The organism is Paenibacillus lactis, assembly GCF_017873605.1.
Classification (GTDB): domain Bacteria; phylum Bacillota; class Bacilli; order Paenibacillales; family Paenibacillaceae; genus Paenibacillus_AQ; species Paenibacillus_AQ lactis.
Genome location: NZ_JAGGKI010000003.1, coordinates 420,486 through 438,444, shown reverse-complemented (window position 1 = coordinate 438,444; position 17,959 = coordinate 420,486). Strand labels below are relative to the sequence as shown.

Genomic DNA, 17,959 nt, shown 5'->3' with positions numbered 1-17,959 from the left:
ATTTATGTCAAATGATGTGAAGATTTCTGTACAGCCGCACACACAGCCGGAACCGCAGTCCGTGCCGCCGCTGAAAGCGGACCAGCAGAAGCCGGAGAATCCGAAGAGCGGATCAATTGCTTTAAAGCTTCTCCGTCGTCTGGTGTTCTTAACTTTCGGTGCAATGCTGATGGCGGTGGGACTGGAGATTTTTCTGGTGCCGAACAAGATCATTGACGGGGGAATTACCGGCATCTCGATTATGGTGTCCCATATAACCGATGTCCCGCTCGGGATATTCCTGACTTTATTCAACCTTCCGTTTCTGTTTATGGGTTATAAACAGATCGGTAAAACCTTCGCTTTATCCACGTTGTACGCCGTACTGGTCATGTCGATCGGAACCTATTTTCTTCATCCTGTCGCTCCGATTACGATCGATCCGCTGCTTGCTGCCGTCTTTGGCGGAATACTCCTTGGCGTGGGCGTCGGTCTGGTCATTCGATCGGGGGGATCGATGGACGGTACGGAAATTGTAGCGATCTTAATTACCAAGAGAACGCCGTTCTCGGTCGGGGAAATCGTGATGTTCATCAACGTATTCATTCTCGGCAGCGCAGGCTTTATCTTTGGCTGGGATCATGCCATGTACTCGTTGATTGCTTACTATCTGGCATTCAAGCTCATCGACATTACGATCGAGGGCATCGACCAGTCCAAATCGGTTTGGATTATCAGCGATAAGCATAAAGAAATCGGCGATGCGCTGACCCAGCGGCTTGGACGCGGAGTTACTTATCTTGAGGGCGAGGGAGCCTATTCCGGGGACAGCAAGAAGGTGATCTTCGTGGTCATTACCCGGCTTGAGGAAGCGAAGCTGAAATCGATTGTGGAAGATTGGGATTCGCAGGCCTTCGTGGCAGTCGGCAATATTCATGATGTCAAGGGCGGCCGGTTTAAGAAGAAGGCCATTCATTAAACGTTATACAAGCTTGAATAGTTCAGGGTTCCACCTGCATGCTGGTACAAGAAGCGGGCGGAGCCCTTTTTTTTGATGTCAAAAGCTAATCTCTATACGATGGAATTCCCGCTGCGATTTGTAGCCTAGGTGGGGCTTTGCGTCTTCTTGTAATGGCGTATGATGCGGGCGATTCTGTGGACGGCGGCCGACTGGCCGATGGCTTGATTTACCGTCCCGGTGAAATATAACCCCGTTTCCGGGTGGTGGAAGGCAAATGCGCCGGATTGGCCCCAATGGCCGATTAAGCCGTCTTTCATGTTCAAGAGGGACAATGGCTGACGTACAATGCCTGAACCGTAGAAGAAAGTGCCGGGTGCCCATAGAAATTTCCATTCCATGAGCTCCTTCAGATGCGTCTGCGGAAATAGAACGCCGTCGAAAAACGCTCGGAGGAAGGTCATGGTCTCTCGGGCCGTGGAAACGATGCCGCCTTCGGGTGCGATGGAGGGCATGTACAAGGGGATTTGAAGCCGGGTTTTCCGGTGATAAAAGGAAGCGGGTCTTCCATCAAGAGGGTCCTTGTATACGTAGGTCTGGGTCAGGTTCAGCCTGTCGAAGATGTACTCCTTGAAAGCCGCCTCGATCGACTGGCCGGTTATCGTTTCAATCAGCTTCCCTAACAGCTATTCCCGATTACTAGCGGAATGTTTGACAAACTGATTTGTAAATCCAGTAAATTCCGATTATAATGGGAACATGTGTTTGTTATAATAAAATCATAACATTTTCGGAATAGAACAGGTTGCGACAAGGAGGCGAAGGGGATATGGCACAAACGACTTACGAGAGCATTTCGACCAAGCAAACGCTCAACCGGGTCAAGGAAGAGCGGATGCCGTTCGACTGGTCGATCAATCCGTACAGAGGATGCGGGCATGGCTGCAGCTTCTGCTATGCGCGCGCCTTCCAGTCCTTTATCGGGATGGGGGCGGAGGATGAATTCCAGCATCATATTTTCATGAAGACCAACGCGGCGGAGGCGCTGGCGAAGCAGCTGTCCGATGCAGCCGCCAAATTCGGCCATGACATCGAAGCGATGCGGAGGTCGATCGGACAGGTGACCATCGGGACGGCTACGGATCCGTACCAGCCGATCGAGGGGAAGGCGGAGATCACGAGGGAATGCCTCAAGCAGCTGGCAAAGTACCGGATCTCAACCAGCATAACCACCCGCTCGCCGCTCGTGCTGCGCGATATGGATATCCTGACCCGGATGGAGGACGTTTCGGTCAATATCAGCCTGAATACGCTGGACGCCGATCTGATCCGCAAGCTTGAGCCGGCTTCGCCGCATCCTGCGAGCAGGTTGGAAGCCGTGTGGAGGCTGTCTTCCGCCGGAATACGGACGGGCGTATTCGCAGCTCCCGTACTGCCCTATCTTACCGATGGGGAAGGAGGACTTCGGGAGCTTCTGTCCAGGGTGAAGGAACACGGCGCTTCGTTTGCCATGATATCGCTCTTGCGGCTGTCTCGCGACGTAAAGAAATGGTATATGGAGACGCTCAAGCTTCATTTTCCTGAGGTCGTGCAATCTTATCGGGAGCTGTACAGAGCGGGGGCTTATGCCGAAGAGCAGTATGTACGGAGCTTTAAGATGATGGCTGCCCGCCTCTTGTCGGAGCATGGACTGGAATGGATGGCGGCGAGGCGCACGGAGAATCCATCCACGGGCTATTACGATCCCGCGACGGGAGGGAAGGCCTCCGGATTGGCGGAGGGCATTGGTGGCAATGTAGCAGGGGCAGGCTCGCAGGGAAGTGCCGGGTATAAGGAAGAGGAGGAGCGGGACCGGGAAGCAGCCCCGTCCCTTTCCACCCGACGGCGCAAGCTGCCTGAGCCTGCGGCACCGGTCTCCGCTGAAGAGCTGAAGCCGGAGGTTGAGCAGCTATCCTTTCCGTTTTGATGCTGGTTTTCCCTTGGCATTCAGATGCCGGATGATGTCTCCAATCGGCTGCGGAGGCAGGGACTGAAGCAGGTCGCCCTTCTCTTTAAGACGCTGCTCGATGTTCAGCAGGTGGAAATCCGACGGAGAGACATCCCGCTGAACCTCTTCCCAGGTGAGCGGCGTCGATACCGTCGCCAAGCGTCTTGCCCTGGGGGTATATGGTGCGGCAAGCGTTCTTCCGCTGTAATGCTGGAGATAATCGAAATAGATTTTGTCGCCGCGATTTTTCTTTAGCCGCTCGATTGTGAACAATTTGGGGTGTTTCTCCGTTACGTATTGACCTACGAATTGGCCGACGGAGCGCAGCTCATCGAACGTAATGCCTTCGGGAATCGGGACGATGATCTGCACCCCGGTTGCCCCTGACGTTTTCGGAACGGAGGCGATTCCAAGCGAGTGCAGCACATTGCCGACGATGGCGGTAGCTTCCATGATCCTCGGTTCCTCGGGGAGCGACGGGTCAAGGTCGATCATCCACTCGCATGGCAGAACGTCACCGGCCAGGTGGAGCGAAGGGTGGAATTCCAAGGCTGCGAGGTTGCCCAGCCATAACAGCTCGGGCAGCCCGTTCAGCATGACATAGTTGATGCCCTCGTGCACGTAGGTGCTGACAAAGGGCGGGAGCGGCTCGGGCGCATTTTTTTGATAGAACGATTCCCCGTCCACGCCATGCGGATAACGGATGGTTGTCAGCAGCCTGCCTTTGCAATAGCGGAGCAGGTGGGGAGAGATCGCCGCGAGCTTCTGCAGATAGATGGCTTTGGTAATGCCGACCTCTGGCCACAGCGGCTTGTCCGGATTGGTAATCTGAATCTCTTGACCTTCAATGGTCAGCGTTCCTTTGACGGTACGGGCCATAGCCGTTACACCCCCTCAATCGACAGCAGCTTCGGATGCCGCATCATTCCGTCCTGGCTCCACTCCAGGAAGGTAACCGTAGCGGTCAGCGGCTTGCTTAGCCAAGCGAGCTGCTCCTTCTTCAGGTCTGCGTGCAGCGAATTCCAACCAGGACCTGACGGATGCAGGCCTGCATACTCTAACAGCCGCTGCTTGGTCTGTTCGTTCAGTCCAAGCGATGCCCTGCCGATATAGTTGTTCTCATCGTCAGCCAGCACAAGGCTGGCTACACGGCCTTCTCTTATGATCAAGGCGACAGCCTCCGCCTGGATGGTGATGGCGATCTTTTTCTTGTACCAGTCCCGGTGCTTCTTCCCTTCACGGTAAGGGGAGGAGAGCCGTTTCATAACGATTCCCTCCCATCCGCGTTCCTCTGCCCATGCCCAGAGGCTCTCGCCTTCCAGGAACAGATCGGCCGTCAGGATTCCGGGCGTATTGGAGACGATTTCTTTCAGCCGGTGATGCCGGTCAAGATAGGGCAGCTTACGCATATCCTTATCGCCGTCGACCAGAATGTCAAACAGCACATACGTGAAATGCGGGGCGTCCGACCGAACCGATCGAGAACGTTCCCGCTGCAGCACCTTCTGGAACACCGGGCGTCCCAGCTCGGGATGAAAATAAACCACTTCACCGTCCAGGAGCAGACGATCATGCTGCAGCTTCGACAGTGCGGCAACCACCTCGGGATAGAGGGACGTCTTATTCAGCAGCTTCCGGGAATAGAGGGAGACCTGCTGATGGTCGATGCCTGCAAGGATACGCACCCCGTCCCACTTCAATTGATAGCCCCAGTCGTCGCCAGTTTCGATCTTCTCCGTGGAGATCGGCGCCATCGGCTCTTTAGGCAGCAGCTCTCTTAAATGTCCCATTTCGTTTAGGAGCCCGCTTCAGTTTTCTTGGCTTTGACGCGGCGCTTGGGCTTCGGCGTTTCATCCGTATCGTCGCCGCTCGCTTTCGCGGCCGGCTCTTTGGCTGCCGGCTTGCGCGTTGTCTTCCGCGGCTTCGCCTTCGTTCCCGGATCGGTCCCGATCGGCTTCACCGCCTCGATGCTGGCCTGAAGTGCGGCCATAAGGTCGACAACATTGGTTTCCTGGCGGGCTGGGGCGATTTTGATTTCCTCGCCGGACACCTTGCTGTTGATGGCTTCCAGCAGACGCTCCCGGTAATCATCCGTATATTTCTCCGGGTCAAACGGCGTCGAGAGCTGATCGATAAGCAGCTTCGCCATATCCAGCTCCTTGGAATTGACCTCGGTCTTCTCCGGCAGATTGGGCACCTGCGAGATCGGACGGATTTCGTCCGGATAAAAAATCGTTTCGATTGACAGGCACTCATCCAGCACCCGAATCGCCGCCAGGCTGCTCTTGGAGCGGATGGAGATTTTGGCGATCCCGATCTTTCCGGACTCCTTCATCGCCTCCATCAGCAGGCGGTACGCGTTCGCGCCCGCTTGATCGGGCGAGAGATAATAGGTCTTCTGGAAGTAGATCGGATCGATTTCCGTCAAATCGACGAAATCGAGAATCGTGATGTTTTTGCTGTTCTGCTCGGCCAGCTGCTCCAGCTCATCTTTTTCAAACAGCACGAACTTGCCTTTTTCATACTCATACCCCTTCGTAATTTCCTCCCAGCCGACTTCCTCTTCACAAACCGGACATTTGCGGACATAAGAGAGCGGGCTGCCGCATTCCTTGTGAATATAGCGCATGGAGATATCCTTGTCTTCCGTTGCCGAGAACATCTTTACCGGCACATGCACCAGGCCGAAACTGATGGCGCCTTTCCAAACCGTATGCATCTATGAAACCTCCTATCTGTTTTTGGAATGAATCGTATGAACAGGATGTGGACGTATAATCTGCTTCTATTAGTGTGCCCAAAAAAAGATGCTCCTATGAGTCATTGCCGGTCTTTGCATAAACCGGGAGCCGACCGGGGAACATGATGGGTCTTTGGAATAACCCCGGGGACTGAGGCACATGACTGTTCTTTGAATAAACCCGGGGGAATCGAGGCATATTGACGGTGAACACTGCCTTAGCAAGGAGAGTGATCTTTAATGGATAAGCACAGGGAATCAGAACCATCGGAAGAAATTCAGAAGGATCGTTCCTCGGACCGTGCTTTTGCAGAGCCGATCAGCGGAGACGTGGTGGATTGGCACAGCATGACTTCGGAGGAGAGCGACATCTCCCGGGAATCTACCATGTTTGACATTGACCGCATGATCAACGAAGGTCTTGGCGGGGGGAATGTCACGATGGACAACGGGCTGATCGGCCCTTCGACCACCGATACGATGGATCTCGTCGACGAATCGCCGAGATGCAAGAAAGAGAGGGAATAGGAATGGATGTGCAACGCGCCGTCGAAATATTCGAATCCAAGGACACGTACAAGGTGAATCTTGAAGGCGAGCCGGTCTGGATCGAGCATGTGGATCAGCAGAACGGCATGGCTACCGTCCAGGTCGGGTCTCGTCCTACTAATACGCAGACCGTGAAGGTAGACCGGCTGGAAGAGGGCGAATAACCTTTAACCGGGGGCCTTTACGTGGATGAAAATACACCTTAACCGGTGGTGTTGTGTTTTATAAAGCACCACTTGGGTAAGGTGTATTTTAATTGGTGTGAAGATGCTAACGGAGTTTTCTGAAAAACATGCGAATATCATCCGTCAATAGCTCAGGTGCCTTGATGGGGGATGTGACTTTCCTTGCAGGGGGAAGAGAGGACCGATATAATGAAGATCAAGCATTTTATAAGGCTGGATTATTTCATTAAAGGTGGGTTAAATCGTGAATAATGGCCGCACGGATGGCCGGTTTCAAATGATTTCAAGCCGTCTGGAGGAGACGGAGCAGCTTGCCGCCTGGTTGGCAGAACATGCGCAGCCCGGGACGGTGATCGGTCTGGACGGAGATCTTGGAGCGGGGAAAACGGCATTTTCCCAGTATTTCGCAAAGCATCTCGGCGTAGCCGGGGTGGTGAACAGCCCGACGTTTACGATTATTAAAGAATATAACGGGCGGCTGCCGCTCTATCATATGGATGTATACCGGCTGTCCATCGATGAAGCGGACGAGCTGGGTCTGGATGAATACTTTTACGGTGACGGCGTCTGCCTTGTGGAATGGAGCAGCCTGATCACGGACCTGATGCCGGAGCAGTATCTCCAACTTTCGATTGCCATGACGGATGAAGGAGACCGGTTGATGACGCTGACCCCTCAGGGGAAGCTATACGGCGTTTGGTGCCGGGACTTGAATGAAAAATGGGGTAAACAGGAATGAACAACAACGACACGAAGCCGCAGAAGCGGTTTTTGGCGCTGGATACGTCCACGTCTTCGCTGGCGGTGTCCGTGATGGATAACGATCAGCTGTTAACGGAAATCAACACGAGCGCGGAGCGGAACCATTCTGTGTATCTGCATCCGGTCATGGCGCAGGCCTTGGAACAAGCCGGCATCGGCATGGATGATATCGACGGCATTGCCGTCGGAGTCGGTCCGGGCTCCTATACCGGAATCCGGATTGCGGTAACGGCTGCGAAGACACTGGCCTGGGCGAACCGGATTCCGGTCGTCGGCGTTTCGAGCCTGCATGCGCTGGCTTGGGGCGGGCTTCAAGCTGGCAGGGACCAGCATGAAGCAGCAGCAGGGAATCATTGGGTTATCCCCCTGCTCGATGCAAGACGGGGGCAGGTATATACGGCTCTGTTTGCTGCAGAAGCAGCAGGCTCGAAGTCGAAGGCACCAGAGCGGCTTGCGGCAGATGGCATCCGTCTGATGGAAGCCTGGGTGGATGAACTGAATGAGCGAATCGGCCAACTGTCCGAGCAGGAGCGCCCGTCTGCTGTTTATGTAGTAGGCGAGACGGATCTTCATGCCGAGGCGGCCCGCCGTTTGTCATCCTGGTTCGGCGATCACCTGCAGCTGGTGCCTTATGCGCTCGAAGGGCGCTGGCTTGGCTATCTTGGAGCGGCTCGTTTGTCGGCCGGGGATTCGGATGAGCCGCATACGCTGATACCGAACTACACACAGCTTTCCGAAGCGGAAGCGAATTTGCTGCGCAGGCGGTGAAGTCAGGAGGGACGTTCATGGAGCAGGAGTGGAAGCCGGATGCACGGGAGGAAGGCGCGCTGTCCTTCCGGCTGATGACACTAGAGGATATTCCGGATGTTCTTGCGGTGGAGCACGAGGCCTTTTCGGTGCCCTGGACGGAAGAAGCATTTCGCAATGAGTTGAAGCTGAATCATTTTGCACATTATATGGTGATGGAATACGAAGGACGCTTAATTGGATATGCAGGGATGTGGACGATTGTTGACGAAGCCCATGTGACCAATATTGCATTGCTCGAAGCCTATCGCGGACGGAAGTGGGGCGAGCGGCTGCTCAGCGAGCTGATGAAGACGGCGGCATTTATGGGAATGGAGAAAATGACGCTGGAGGTCCGTTTATCCAATCATGTCGCTCAGCGCTTATATATGAAAAAAGGATTTAAGCCCGCCGGCGTCCGCAAGGGTTATTATTCGGACAATCAGGAGGACGCGCTGATTATGTGGGCGGATCTGCCTCCCTATCGGGGGGACGAAGGCATGGAAGGAAGTCATAAACAGTTATGATAGATGAAAGAATAGATCGGGAGCATAGCTGTATCTTGGCTATTGAAACCAGCTGCGACGAAACCTCGGTTGCGGTCGTGAAGGATGGATACAAGGTACTCTCGAGCGTCATTGCAAGCCAGATTGAGACCCACAAAGCTTTTGGCGGCGTGGTGCCTGAAGTCGCCTCGCGAAAGCATGTCGAGAGCATCACGATGATTATTGAACAGGCGGTGAAAGAGGCCGGAATCGAGATGAAGGACATTTCGGCCGTCGCAGTCACCCAAGGCCCCGGCCTGGTCGGTGCGCTGCTGGTCGGCGTTATGGCAGCGAAGAGTCTGGCCTTTGCGCTCGGCAAGCCGCTGATCGGCACTCATCACATAGCCGGGCATATTTATGCGAACCGGTTCGTTGGGGACATTGTTTACCCAAGCATGGCCCTGGTCGTATCCGGCGGGCACACGGAGCTTGTTCTCATGAAGGAGGAGGGGAGCTTCGAGCTGATCGGCAGGACGCGGGACGATGCGGTCGGCGAGGCTTACGACAAGGTTGCGCGCGCGCTCGGCTTCCCGTACCCCGGCGGGCCTCATGTGGATCGAATGGCGCTGGAGGCGCCGGAGTCCATCGAATTGCCTCGGGTCTGGCTGGAACCGGATAGCTACGACTTCAGCTTCAGCGGATTGAAGTCCGCCGTTCTGAATGTCGTCAATCAGAGTAAAATGCGCGGCGAGGACGTCCGGATCGAAGCCATCGCCCGCGGCTTCCAGGAGTCCGTGGTGGAAGTGCTGGTCGAGAAGGCAGTCCGTGCCGTCAAGGAGTATGGCGCAAAGCAGCTTCTCTTATGCGGCGGCGTGGCCGCCAACAGGGGCCTGCGCAGCGCGCTGACGGAACGCTGTCAGGCGGAAGGCATCCAGCTGACGATTCCGCCGTTCCAATATTGCACGGACAATGGCGCCATGATCGCCGCGGCCGCTCACTTAAAGTGGAAGCAGGGCAGCTTTACGCCGCTGGATATGAAGGCTGATCCGCAATTGCCGTTGGAGGATTGGGCGAAATTTTAGGCCATGCGCGGCGTTTGCGTAATGATGGGAAGGAATAAGCATAAAGGTAGAGCCTGTCGTCTCTGTTTAAAGGGACGGCAGGCTTTTTTGCTATGCTTCGCTGTATGTGAACTTGTCATCGGCCGGCATCAATCATTGCTTTATGGTGGTGGGGACTGTCTGCTTCATGGCGGTGTGCAATCGCATTCCGCACTGCTCCCCAGCGCGCGATGGGACATTGCAAGACGGGGGCACGGCCCCGTGTTTACATGGAGCGGCTTCTTCGTGATTGTGAAATTCGGATGCTGTCAAGTTGTGAACAAAGTTATCCACATATCCGGTGAAAAATGTGAATAAGCAAGAAAAATGTCGATAAACCGGACTTCTGAAAAAGAATGAAATAAGGGGACATGATTTTCATTTTTGCCGGTGGAATCTGTGGATAATGTGTATAACTTAGTGGATAATGTTGGATATCGGGCCGCGAGGGCTCGGATAACAACAAAAAAATGGCCATTTCGGCCATTTTTAAGTTTGACTTATGCACCAATTCTGGGGATAAGTTTGTGAATAAATCCAATCCCTCATTTGAAACGATTTTGTGAATTTTTTTGAAGGTGATTAAAAGGTCCCAGGGAAGCATGGCGTCGATGTCGATTCAACATCGATTTGTTCGGGCAGAACTCTCCCATCACGGCCTAGGACCGTCCACATGAGACTTCTTGAGTCGGCTCGTTAGACGGGAGGGACATTAGTCTTCCAGAAGAGCTTCCCACTCGGCAAAAATTTGATCAAGCTGCGCTTTCTTCTCATCAAGGGACTGCTGCCGCTCCTGAAGCGCCATGTAATCCTGATAAATCTCGGGCAGCGCCATTTCTTCCTCCAGCGCGGCAATCTCGGACTCAAGGGTATGAATCTGTTCCTCCAGGCTCGCCAGCTTGCGCTGCCGATTCCGTTCCTCGCGCTTGGCCTGCTTCTCGGCTTCGAAAGAAAGGGCCCCCTGCTTCTCAACCGGGGTCTCCTGCTTGGCCTGGGGCTTTATAGCATGCCGGGCGAAAGGCTCAGACGGTTCATCGTCCATATCCAGAATCTCCTGCTTTTTCTCTGTATAATCGTCATAATTACCCAGGAAATGTTGAATGCCGTCCGGATGAAGCTCGATGATCCGTTCCGCCATTTTGTTGAGGAAGTAACGGTCATGGGAAATGAACAGCAGCGTTCCCTCATAATCAATTAGTGCCGATTCAAGCACCTCTTTGCTGAATAAATCCAAATGGTTCGTCGGCTCGTCGAGAATAAGCATATTGGCTTCAAGCAGCATCAGCTTGGCGAGCGACACGCGTGCTTTCTCGCCGCCGCTTAAGGAGCTGATCTTCTTGAGCACGTCCTCGCCGCTGAACAGGAAATTGCCTAGAACCGTGCGAATACGGGCTTCCTCCATATGCGGATAGGCGCTCCACAGTTCCTCAAGCACGGTATTGCTTGGATTAAGCTCCGATTGCTCCTGGTCATAATAGCCGATCTTCACCTTGGTCCCCCATTGCAGCGATCCGGCAGCCGGCTTCATCGTTCCGATGAGGCATTTCAGCAGCGTGGACTTGCCGACCCCGTTCGGACCGATCAATGCAACCGTCTCGCCGCGATGCAGGTCGAAGGACGCATGCTCGAATAATGGCTTGCCCGGCTCGAAAGCGACCGACAAGTCCCGAACCTGAAGCACGTCCTTGCCGGACATATACTCAGGCTCAAAGGAGAAATGGGCTTTTTTCAAATCCCCCATTGGCTTGTCCAGACGTTCCATCTTTTCCAGCGCCTTGCGGCGGCTTTGCGCCCGCTTGGTCGTTGACGCCCGGACGAGATTGCGCTGGATAAAGGTTTCCATGCGCGCAATTTCCTCCTGCTGCTTCTCATATTGCTTCAGCTGGGATTCGTATTCAGCTGCCTTCAGCTCGATATAACGGCTGTAGTTGCCCGTGTATTTCTTGGAATGGCGGCGTTCGATTTCGACAATGGTCGTAACAAGCCGATCCAGGAAGTACCGGTCATGGGATACGACCAGCAGCGATCCTGAATAACCGCGAAGATAATCTTCAAGCCAAGTCAACGTGGCGATGTCCAGGTGGTTCGTCGGTTCGTCGAGCATAAGCAGATCGGGCGCCTGCAGCAATATTTTAGCGAGAGCAAGCCTTGTTTTCTGACCGCCGCTCAAAGTAGAGATGGGCGTATCCGGGGAGAAGCCGCCAAAACCCATCCCGTGAAGCACGCTTCGGATGCGCGTTTCGATCTCGTACCCGCCTTGGTCCTTGAACCAGTCGGAACGGATCGCGTAACGGTCCAGCAGCTCTTGATATTTCTTCGGATCCTCGCTCGATTTCGGGTCGGCAATTTGTTCTTCCATCGAACGGAGCTCGCGCTCCGTCTCGAGCAGCGGTGCGAACACGTCCAGCATCTCATTCCAAATGCTCCGTTCCGATTGAAGACCGCTGTTCTGGGCAAGATAGCCGATCGTCGTCTCCTTGGCTTTGAATATTTGGCCTCCGTCGTAGGACATTTCCCCCGCCAAAATTTTCAGCAGGGTGGATTTGCCGGCTCCGTTCACGCCGACCAGTCCGATGCGTTCACGCTCCAGCACTTGCAGATTAATTCCTTCAAGCACCGGGGTTACTCCATATAATTTCGTTATGCCATTGGCCTGCAGCAGCATAGATGTGAAACCTCCATCAATCGATATACTTCAATTAAGAAATGGTTCGTAATACAGTAAGTTTACCTGAAAACGGTGGAACAATCGACCTTGATATTGACTTTGCGTCTTTCTTGGCTAAAGGGAGGAACAGTGGTAAACTAGTCTTAATTAAACGTGAGAGGAAGAATCACGTTGTCGAAATTTGATGAAGAGAAGATTTCAGGAAGCATGAAACAACAGCTGCGGGAGCAGATGACAAGGCTCCGGAGCGAACTCTCCCCGGAGGAGCGGTCGGAACGCTCGCGTCAGGCATGCGGGCATGCATCCGAATTAATGAAGCAGCATTCATTCAAGAGCATGATGATTTATGTTCCTTTCCGCTCCGAGATGGATACGAGGCCTTTGGTGGAATGGGCCTGGCAGGAGGGGATTCGGGTTATCGTCCCCCGGAGCATTCCGAAAGACCGCTCCATGGAGCTGTATGAGATCCGCTCGTGGGACGAGTTGGCCCCGGGTGCATATGGCATCATGGAGCCTGATCCGAAGCGGGTAAGCAAGTATTCGGCCATGTCTCCTGATGTCATCTGGGTACCCGGGCTTGCCTTTGACCCCGACGGCGGCCGCTTAGGTTACGGCGGCGGTTACTATGACCGGCTGTCCGGCGCGCTTGAGCCGGATTCAAGGACGGAAGAGGCGGAAGAACGCGGTAAGTCATGGTGGATCGGTCTCGGTTATGAAATTCAGCTCGTGAATCAGGTCCCGATGGATGAGCATGACCGGCGATTGGACGGCGTGATCACGGACAAGGGTTACTATAGAGCGGGCATTCGCTCGCAGCGGAGGGATATCGGATGGAACTGAGTCATTTTAACCAGCAGGGCAGAGCCCGTATGGTTGACGTGAGCGATAAGGACATAACGGCCCGGACAGCCGTGGCGAAAACGACGGTGCGGATGCATCCGGATACGCTCGCGCGAATTCAAGAAGGAAAGATCGGCAAGGGCGACGTCCTGGCAGTGGCTCAAGTCGCAGCGATTATGGCTGCGAAGAACACGTCAAACTGGATTCCGATGTGTCATCCTCTGCCTCTCACCGGCGTGAACGTCGATTTCAGCGACAATGGAAGCGATGAGCTGTATATCGAAGCAACGGTGAAGACGACAGGAAAGACCGGGGTCGAGATGGAAGCCCTGACCGCCGTTTCGGCTGCGGCATTGACGGTATACGACATGTGCAAGGCGCTGCAGAAAGACATGATCATCGGTCCGACCATGCTGGTCAGCAAATCCGGCGGGAAGAGCGGGGATTACATAATGGAAACAACTTAATATCGCTATACCGGAGATTCGGATAGAGTGGGAAGGAGAGAGGCTCATGCTGTGGAAGACGGCGATCCTGACGGCGAGCGATAAAGGCTCGCGAGGAGAACGTGAGGATACAAGCGCTCAGGTGATCCGGGAGCTGGTAGAGGAAGAGCTGGGCGGTGAAATAATCGAATACCGGATCGTGCCGGATGAGCAGGATGAAATTATTGCTGCATTGATTGAGCTGACGGATTATTACCAGGTGGATCTTGTTCTGACCACAGGCGGGACAGAGCTTGCCGTCCGCGACGTTACGCCGGAGGCGACAAGGCGGGTCATTGAACGGGAAGTGCCGGGCATTGCGGAGGCGATGCGGGCAACCGTGATGCAGAAGAACCGGAGCGCCATGCTCTTTCGGGGCGTCTGCGGCGTTCGCGGCCGCACCTTGATTGTCAATCTCCCGGGCTCCCCGAAGGGTGTGCATGAAAATTTGGCTGCCGTCATGGACCAGCTTCCTGAAGCGCTGCTGATGGTGACCGGCCAGTATCGGGAGCAGCTTTAAGCATAGCCGCTGATTTGGCAGGCTTGGATTTAACAGTATCGATCATTCACTAGATAAATATGTAAATAATCTGTCACGATTGCAGACTGTATATGTGATTTACATTATGGTATGATGGCGATATATTGTACGAGGTTAAATGATGAATCGTCCATTGTAATTGTCGGTTTGGTTAACACCTGTGAAGTCAAAGGTTTGACGGATTGCTTTAAGACTTTCCTGAAGTCCTTGAATGGCAATAAGCAGGACAAGGAGGAGAATAGATATGGGCTCTACGATCGGAGTGCCGGGCATTATCCTGCTCGTGATCTTGGCGCTGCTGCTGTTCGGTCCGAACAAGCTTCCTGAATTGGGACGGGCTGTCGGCAGAACATTCCGTGAATTTAAGAACGGCACGCGCGAGATTCTGGCGGAAGATGAAACACCGGCTAAGAAGAAAGAGGAGGCTCCCCAGCAGGCTGTAGCACCCAGCAAGTCTGAGGACAAGCGTCTTCCGGAATAAGCATATGCATTAGCAAGCTGTGAAATCCCTCCTCCATGGGAGGGATTTTGTTTTGTCAGGGTCACAATAGGGTGGTGTCTATCATGTCAAAGCCAATGAAAGAGATGGCGCTTGTGGAGCATTTAGGCGAGCTTCGCAAGCGGATCATCGTCGTGCTTGTCGTATTCGTGGCTGGCCTCATCGGCGGAATATTTGTCGCGGAACCGATCTATCATTACTTAACGGCAGCGGAGCAGGCGAAAAATTTCGAGCTGCATGCCTTCTCATTCTGGGACGGTATTGGAATTTATATGAAAATTGCCGCGATCTTCTCGCTGGTCATTTCCATCCCGCTGATCTTTTACCAGCTGTGGGCGTTCGTGAAGCCGGGATTGCACAAAGACGAGCAAAAAGCGGCAGTAAGGTATGTTCCGTATGCGTTCATCCTGTTCATCGTAGGTATCGTATTCGGATACTATATTGTTTTTCCGATGACATTGTCCTTTACCACCATGATTACGAAGAGCATGGGACTTACGGAAACGTACGGCATTACGAATTACCTGAATTTTATGTTCAATCTGGTGCTGCCGCTGGCGCTCTTGTTCGAGCTGCCGCTGGTGGTCATGTTCTTAACCCGAATCCGGATCCTCAATCCGCTTCGGTTGCGGAAAATGCGGAAGCTGGCTTACTTTGCGCTCGTATTCATCGCGGTGGTCATCACGCCGCCGGATTTCATCTCGGATTTCCTGGTGACGATTCCGCTTCTGCTGCTATATGAATTCAGCGTGTTTCTGTCTTCAAAGATCTATCGCAAGCAGCTGGAGGCGGATATGGAGCGGGACAGCCGTTATGTCTCGTTGGATGAGGACACTGATTGATATTTACGTACACACCCCGACAGTCTGACTTTGTACCGGTACCGGTCTTAGTCTGATTGCCGGGGTTTTGCGCATATAACACGTTGAACTCTTCCATAAACCAAGGGTGAATACTCCGACAAACAGAAATGTCGACTTGACAGCTCCTTCCCCAGACCAGCTCTACCAGACTGGGACAGTCTTCTGTCAGCTGATCGAATCCGATTCGAATATTTGACGGGGGAGATATCCTATGAGATCAGCCGCTTGCTCATCCATAAGCCCCTACAATGGCGGGAAGATTTAAAGGCATATTTCGGCGGGGCATGGATACAATGGTGAAGTGGGTTTTGCGGACAAACCGAAGGAGCGGGAACCCTCAAAAAAATGATCAGAAATTGATGCAAAGGACTTGAAATCTTCAATCAACTTGAGTATCATAAAGTTGGTTGTTAGCACTGAGACCTGTCGAGTGCTAATACATAAAGCTTTGAAAAAAGCATTACAACATATTTAAAGGAGGCTATTTTTTCATGATCAGACCTTTAGGTGAACGCGTATTGGTAGAACCGATCGAACAAGAAGAAACTACAGCATTCGGGATTGTACTTCCTGATTCCGCTAAGGAAAAGCCGCAAGAAGGCAAAATTATCGCTGTAGGCAGCGGCTCCCTGAAAGACGGCGTTCGCGTACCTTTGGAAGTTAAAGAAGGCGACCGCGTAATCTTCTCCAAATACGCCGGCACGGAAATCAAATACGAAGGTAAAGAATATTTGATTATGAAAGAAAGCGACATCCACGCGATCTTAGGCTAATGCACGCCTGAATATATCTTGTTTCCATTTTTTCTATAAATCCACTAGGGAGGATGTTATACCATGGCAAAAGACATTAAGTTCTCTGAAGACGCCCGTCGCGCAATGCTTCGCGGTGTTGACGCTTTGGCAAACGCAGTGAAAGTAACGCTCGGACCGAAAGGCCGCAACGTGGTGCTTGAGAAGAAATTCGGAAGCCCGCTCATCACGAACGACGGTGTTACCATCGCAAAAGAAATCGAGCTGGATGATGCATTCGAGAACATGGGTGCACAGCTTGTTAAAGAAGTTGCTACCAAGACAAACGACGTTGCCGGTGACGGTACAACGACGGCTACGGTTCTTGCTCAAGCCCTGATCACGGAAGGCTTGAAGAACGTAACGGCAGGCGCAAGCCCGATCGGCATCCGCAAAGGGATCGACAAAGCCGTTCGTGCAGCGGTTGAGGAGCTTCACAACATCTCCAAGCCGGTTGAGAACAAACAATCCATCGCTCAAGTTGCAGCCATCTCCGCAGCGGACGACGAAGTCGGCGAACTGATCGCTGAAGCTATGGAAAAAGTGGGCAACGACGGCGTTATCACCGTTGAGGAATCCCGCGGCTTCGAAACCGAGCTCGAAGTGGTTGAAGGTATGCAGTTCGACCGCGGCTACATTTCTCCATACATGATTACGGACACGGACAAAATGGAAGCGGTGCTTGACAATCCTTACATTTTGATCACCGACAAAAAAGTAACGAACACGCAAGAAATCTTGCCTGTTCTTGAAAAAATCGTTCAACAAAGCAAGCCGCTGCTCTTGATCGCCGAAGATATCGAAGGCGAAGCGCAAGCGATGCTGATCGTGAACAAGCTGCGCGGTACGTTCAATGCGGTAGCTGTTAAAGCTCCAGGGTTCGGCGACCGTCGTAAAGCTATGCTGCAGGATATCGCTGCTCTGACAGGCGGCCAAGTGATCACCGAAGAACTGGGTCTTGACCTGAAATCGACTTCGCTGGATCAACTGGGTACGGCTCGTCAAGTACGCGTAACGAAAGAAAATACCATCATCGTTGACGGTGCTGGAAGCAAGGAAGACATCGAGGCTCGCGTGAAGCAAATCCGTTCCCAGCTCGAAGAAACGACTTCCGAGTTCGACAAGGAAAAACTGCAAGAGCGTCTTGCTAAGCTTGCTGGCGGCGTAGCTGTCATCAAAGTGGGTGCTGCTACTGAAACAGAGCTGAAAGAACGCAAGCTGCGCATTGAGGACGCCCTGAACGCAACTCGCGCTGCAGTTGAAGAAGGTATCGTATCCGGTGGCGGTACGGCTCTGATCAACGTTTACGGTGCCGTAGCTAAAGTAGCCGAAGCTCTTGAAGGCGACGAGCAAACTGGCGTGAACATCGTGCTTCGCGCACTGGAAGCTCCAATCCGTACGATCGCTGCCAATGCGGGTGAAGAAGGTTCCGTTATCGTGGACCGTCTGAAGCGTGAAGCAGTGGGCGTAGGTTACAATGCTGCAAACGGCGAGTGGGTGAACATGATCGACGCGGGTATCGTTGACCCTGCGAAGGTTACGCGCTCCGCGTTGCAAAACGCTGCATCCGTTGCTGCAATGTTCCTGACTACCGAGGCTGTTATCGCCGACAAGCCTGAGCCTGAAAAAGGCGGCGCTCCAGACATGGGCGGCATGGGCGGAATGGGCGGCATGATGTAACAAAGGGGTCAAAAACCCTATAATACCGCATAATGAAAGGCTCCCGAGAGGGAGCCTTTTT

Annotated in this window: 20 protein-coding genes; 15 read left to right on the top strand and 5 right to left on the bottom strand. The window is 53.3% G+C overall.

The window, feature by feature from the left end; genetic code table 11:
- Nucleotides 1–4: 4 nt before the first annotated feature.
- Nucleotides 5–958 carry a YitT family protein gene (locus J2Z18_RS07670; RefSeq protein WP_028405889.1) on the top strand — a complete coding sequence of 318 codons (954 nt, stop codon included), beginning with the start codon at nucleotides 5–7 and terminating at the stop codon, nucleotides 956–958.
- A gap of 125 nt (nucleotides 959–1,083) precedes the next feature.
- Here J2Z18_RS07670 and J2Z18_RS07665 read toward each other — a convergent pair whose 3' ends face one another.
- Complete coding sequence (locus tag J2Z18_RS07665) at nucleotides 1,084–1,611, bottom strand: serine hydrolase (RefSeq protein WP_245255912.1); 528 nt, start codon at nucleotides 1,609–1,611, stop codon at nucleotides 1,084–1,086.
- A gap of 155 nt (nucleotides 1,612–1,766) precedes the next feature.
- Between J2Z18_RS07665 and J2Z18_RS07660 the strand changes: the two genes are divergently transcribed.
- Complete coding sequence (locus J2Z18_RS07660; protein ID WP_210094508.1) at nucleotides 1,767–2,903, top strand: SPL family radical SAM protein; 1,137 nt, start codon at nucleotides 1,767–1,769, stop codon at nucleotides 2,901–2,903.
- Here the strand turns inward: J2Z18_RS07660 and ligD are convergent.
- The 3 genes from ligD to ku are packed head-to-tail and all read right to left on the bottom strand — an operon-like array spanning nucleotide 2,886 to nucleotide 5,643.
- On the bottom strand, nucleotides 2,886–3,803 hold the full coding sequence (gene ligD, locus J2Z18_RS07655; protein ID WP_210094507.1) for a non-homologous end-joining DNA ligase: 918 nt from the start codon (nucleotides 3,801–3,803) through the stop codon (nucleotides 2,886–2,888). The two genes, J2Z18_RS07660 and ligD, sit on opposite strands and share 18 nt — an antisense overlap.
- 5 nt (nucleotides 3,804–3,808) lie before the next feature.
- Complete coding sequence (locus tag J2Z18_RS07650; protein ID WP_210094506.1) at nucleotides 3,809–4,714, bottom strand: ATP-dependent DNA ligase; 906 nt, start codon at nucleotides 4,712–4,714, stop codon at nucleotides 3,809–3,811.
- A gap of 5 nt (nucleotides 4,715–4,719) precedes the next feature.
- The gene (gene ku, locus J2Z18_RS07645) at nucleotides 4,720–5,643 is read right to left on the bottom strand and encodes a non-homologous end joining protein Ku (RefSeq protein ID WP_210094505.1); all 924 of its coding nucleotides are present in this window, start codon (nucleotides 5,641–5,643) and stop codon (nucleotides 4,720–4,722) included.
- Between the two features lie 261 nt (nucleotides 5,644–5,904).
- Between ku and J2Z18_RS07640 the strand changes: the two genes are divergently transcribed.
- The 6 genes from J2Z18_RS07640 to tsaD all read left to right on the top strand — a co-directional run bounded on the left by J2Z18_RS07640 (nucleotide 5,905) and on the right by tsaD (nucleotide 9,513).
- Nucleotides 5,905–6,192: a hypothetical protein gene (locus tag J2Z18_RS07640; protein WP_210094504.1), complete on the top strand. Its 288-nt coding sequence runs from the start codon at nucleotides 5,905–5,907 to the stop codon at nucleotides 6,190–6,192.
- Between the two features lie 2 nt (nucleotides 6,193–6,194).
- Nucleotides 6,195–6,377, top strand: a complete 183-nt coding sequence (locus J2Z18_RS07635; RefSeq protein ID WP_007132334.1) for an H-type small acid-soluble spore protein — start codon at nucleotides 6,195–6,197, stop codon at nucleotides 6,375–6,377.
- 298 nt (nucleotides 6,378–6,675) lie between these two features.
- Complete coding sequence (gene tsaE, locus J2Z18_RS07630; protein ID WP_210094588.1) at nucleotides 6,676–7,137, top strand: tRNA (adenosine(37)-N6)-threonylcarbamoyltransferase complex ATPase subunit type 1 TsaE; 462 nt, start codon at nucleotides 6,676–6,678, stop codon at nucleotides 7,135–7,137.
- Nucleotides 7,134–7,928: a tRNA (adenosine(37)-N6)-threonylcarbamoyltransferase complex dimerization subunit type 1 TsaB gene (gene tsaB, locus J2Z18_RS07625; RefSeq protein WP_007132336.1), complete on the top strand. Its 795-nt coding sequence runs from the start codon at nucleotides 7,134–7,136 to the stop codon at nucleotides 7,926–7,928. The genes tsaE and tsaB overlap by 4 nt, the downstream gene beginning before the upstream one ends.
- A gap of 17 nt (nucleotides 7,929–7,945) precedes the next feature.
- Nucleotides 7,946–8,473 carry a ribosomal protein S18-alanine N-acetyltransferase gene (gene rimI, locus J2Z18_RS07620; RefSeq protein WP_210094503.1) on the top strand — a complete coding sequence of 176 codons (528 nt, stop codon included), beginning with the start codon at nucleotides 7,946–7,948 and terminating at the stop codon, nucleotides 8,471–8,473.
- Entirely contained in the window at nucleotides 8,470–9,513 is a 1,044-nt protein-coding gene (tsaD, locus tag J2Z18_RS07615; protein WP_210094502.1) for a tRNA (adenosine(37)-N6)-threonylcarbamoyltransferase complex transferase subunit TsaD, read from the top strand. Before rimI ends, tsaD begins: the two co-directional genes overlap by 4 nt.
- Nucleotides 9,514–10,243: 730 nt before the next feature.
- On the opposite strand, the gene J2Z18_RS07610 is transcribed toward tsaD, so the two are convergent.
- Entirely contained in the window at nucleotides 10,244–12,196 is a 1,953-nt protein-coding gene (locus J2Z18_RS07610) for an ABC-F family ATP-binding cassette domain-containing protein (RefSeq protein WP_210094501.1), read from the bottom strand.
- 174 nt (nucleotides 12,197–12,370) lie between these two features.
- On the opposite strand from J2Z18_RS07610, the gene J2Z18_RS07605 reads away from it, so the two are divergent.
- From J2Z18_RS07605 to groL, 7 genes are all read left to right on the top strand, one after another.
- Nucleotides 12,371–13,039 (top strand): 5-formyltetrahydrofolate cyclo-ligase, encoded by a 669-nt coding sequence (locus tag J2Z18_RS07605; RefSeq protein ID WP_210094500.1) that lies wholly within the window; start codon nucleotides 12,371–12,373, stop codon nucleotides 13,037–13,039.
- Entirely contained in the window at nucleotides 13,030–13,506 is a 477-nt protein-coding gene (moaC, locus tag J2Z18_RS07600) for a cyclic pyranopterin monophosphate synthase MoaC (protein WP_028405901.1), read from the top strand. Before J2Z18_RS07605 ends, moaC begins: the two co-directional genes overlap by 10 nt.
- Before the next feature lie 46 nt (nucleotides 13,507–13,552).
- A complete protein-coding gene (locus J2Z18_RS07595; protein WP_007132342.1) occupies nucleotides 13,553–14,044 on the top strand; it encodes a MogA/MoaB family molybdenum cofactor biosynthesis protein in 492 nt (163 codons plus the stop codon).
- Between the two features lie 265 nt (nucleotides 14,045–14,309).
- A complete protein-coding gene (tatA, locus tag J2Z18_RS07590) occupies nucleotides 14,310–14,546 on the top strand; it encodes a twin-arginine translocase TatA/TatE family subunit (RefSeq protein WP_007132343.1) in 237 nt (78 codons plus the stop codon).
- 83 nt (nucleotides 14,547–14,629) lie between these two features.
- Nucleotides 14,630–15,406 (top strand): twin-arginine translocase subunit TatC, encoded by a 777-nt coding sequence (tatC, locus tag J2Z18_RS07585; RefSeq protein ID WP_210094499.1) that lies wholly within the window; start codon nucleotides 14,630–14,632, stop codon nucleotides 15,404–15,406.
- Nucleotides 15,407–15,918: 512 nt separating this feature from the next.
- Nucleotides 15,919–16,200 (top strand): co-chaperone GroES, encoded by a 282-nt coding sequence (gene groES / locus J2Z18_RS07580; protein ID WP_007132345.1) that lies wholly within the window; start codon nucleotides 15,919–15,921, stop codon nucleotides 16,198–16,200.
- A 63-nt stretch (nucleotides 16,201–16,263) separates the two neighbouring features.
- Entirely contained in the window at nucleotides 16,264–17,898 is a 1,635-nt protein-coding gene (gene groL / locus J2Z18_RS07575; RefSeq protein ID WP_028405904.1) for a chaperonin GroEL, read from the top strand.
- The last annotated feature ends 61 nt before the right edge of the window (nucleotides 17,899–17,959 follow it).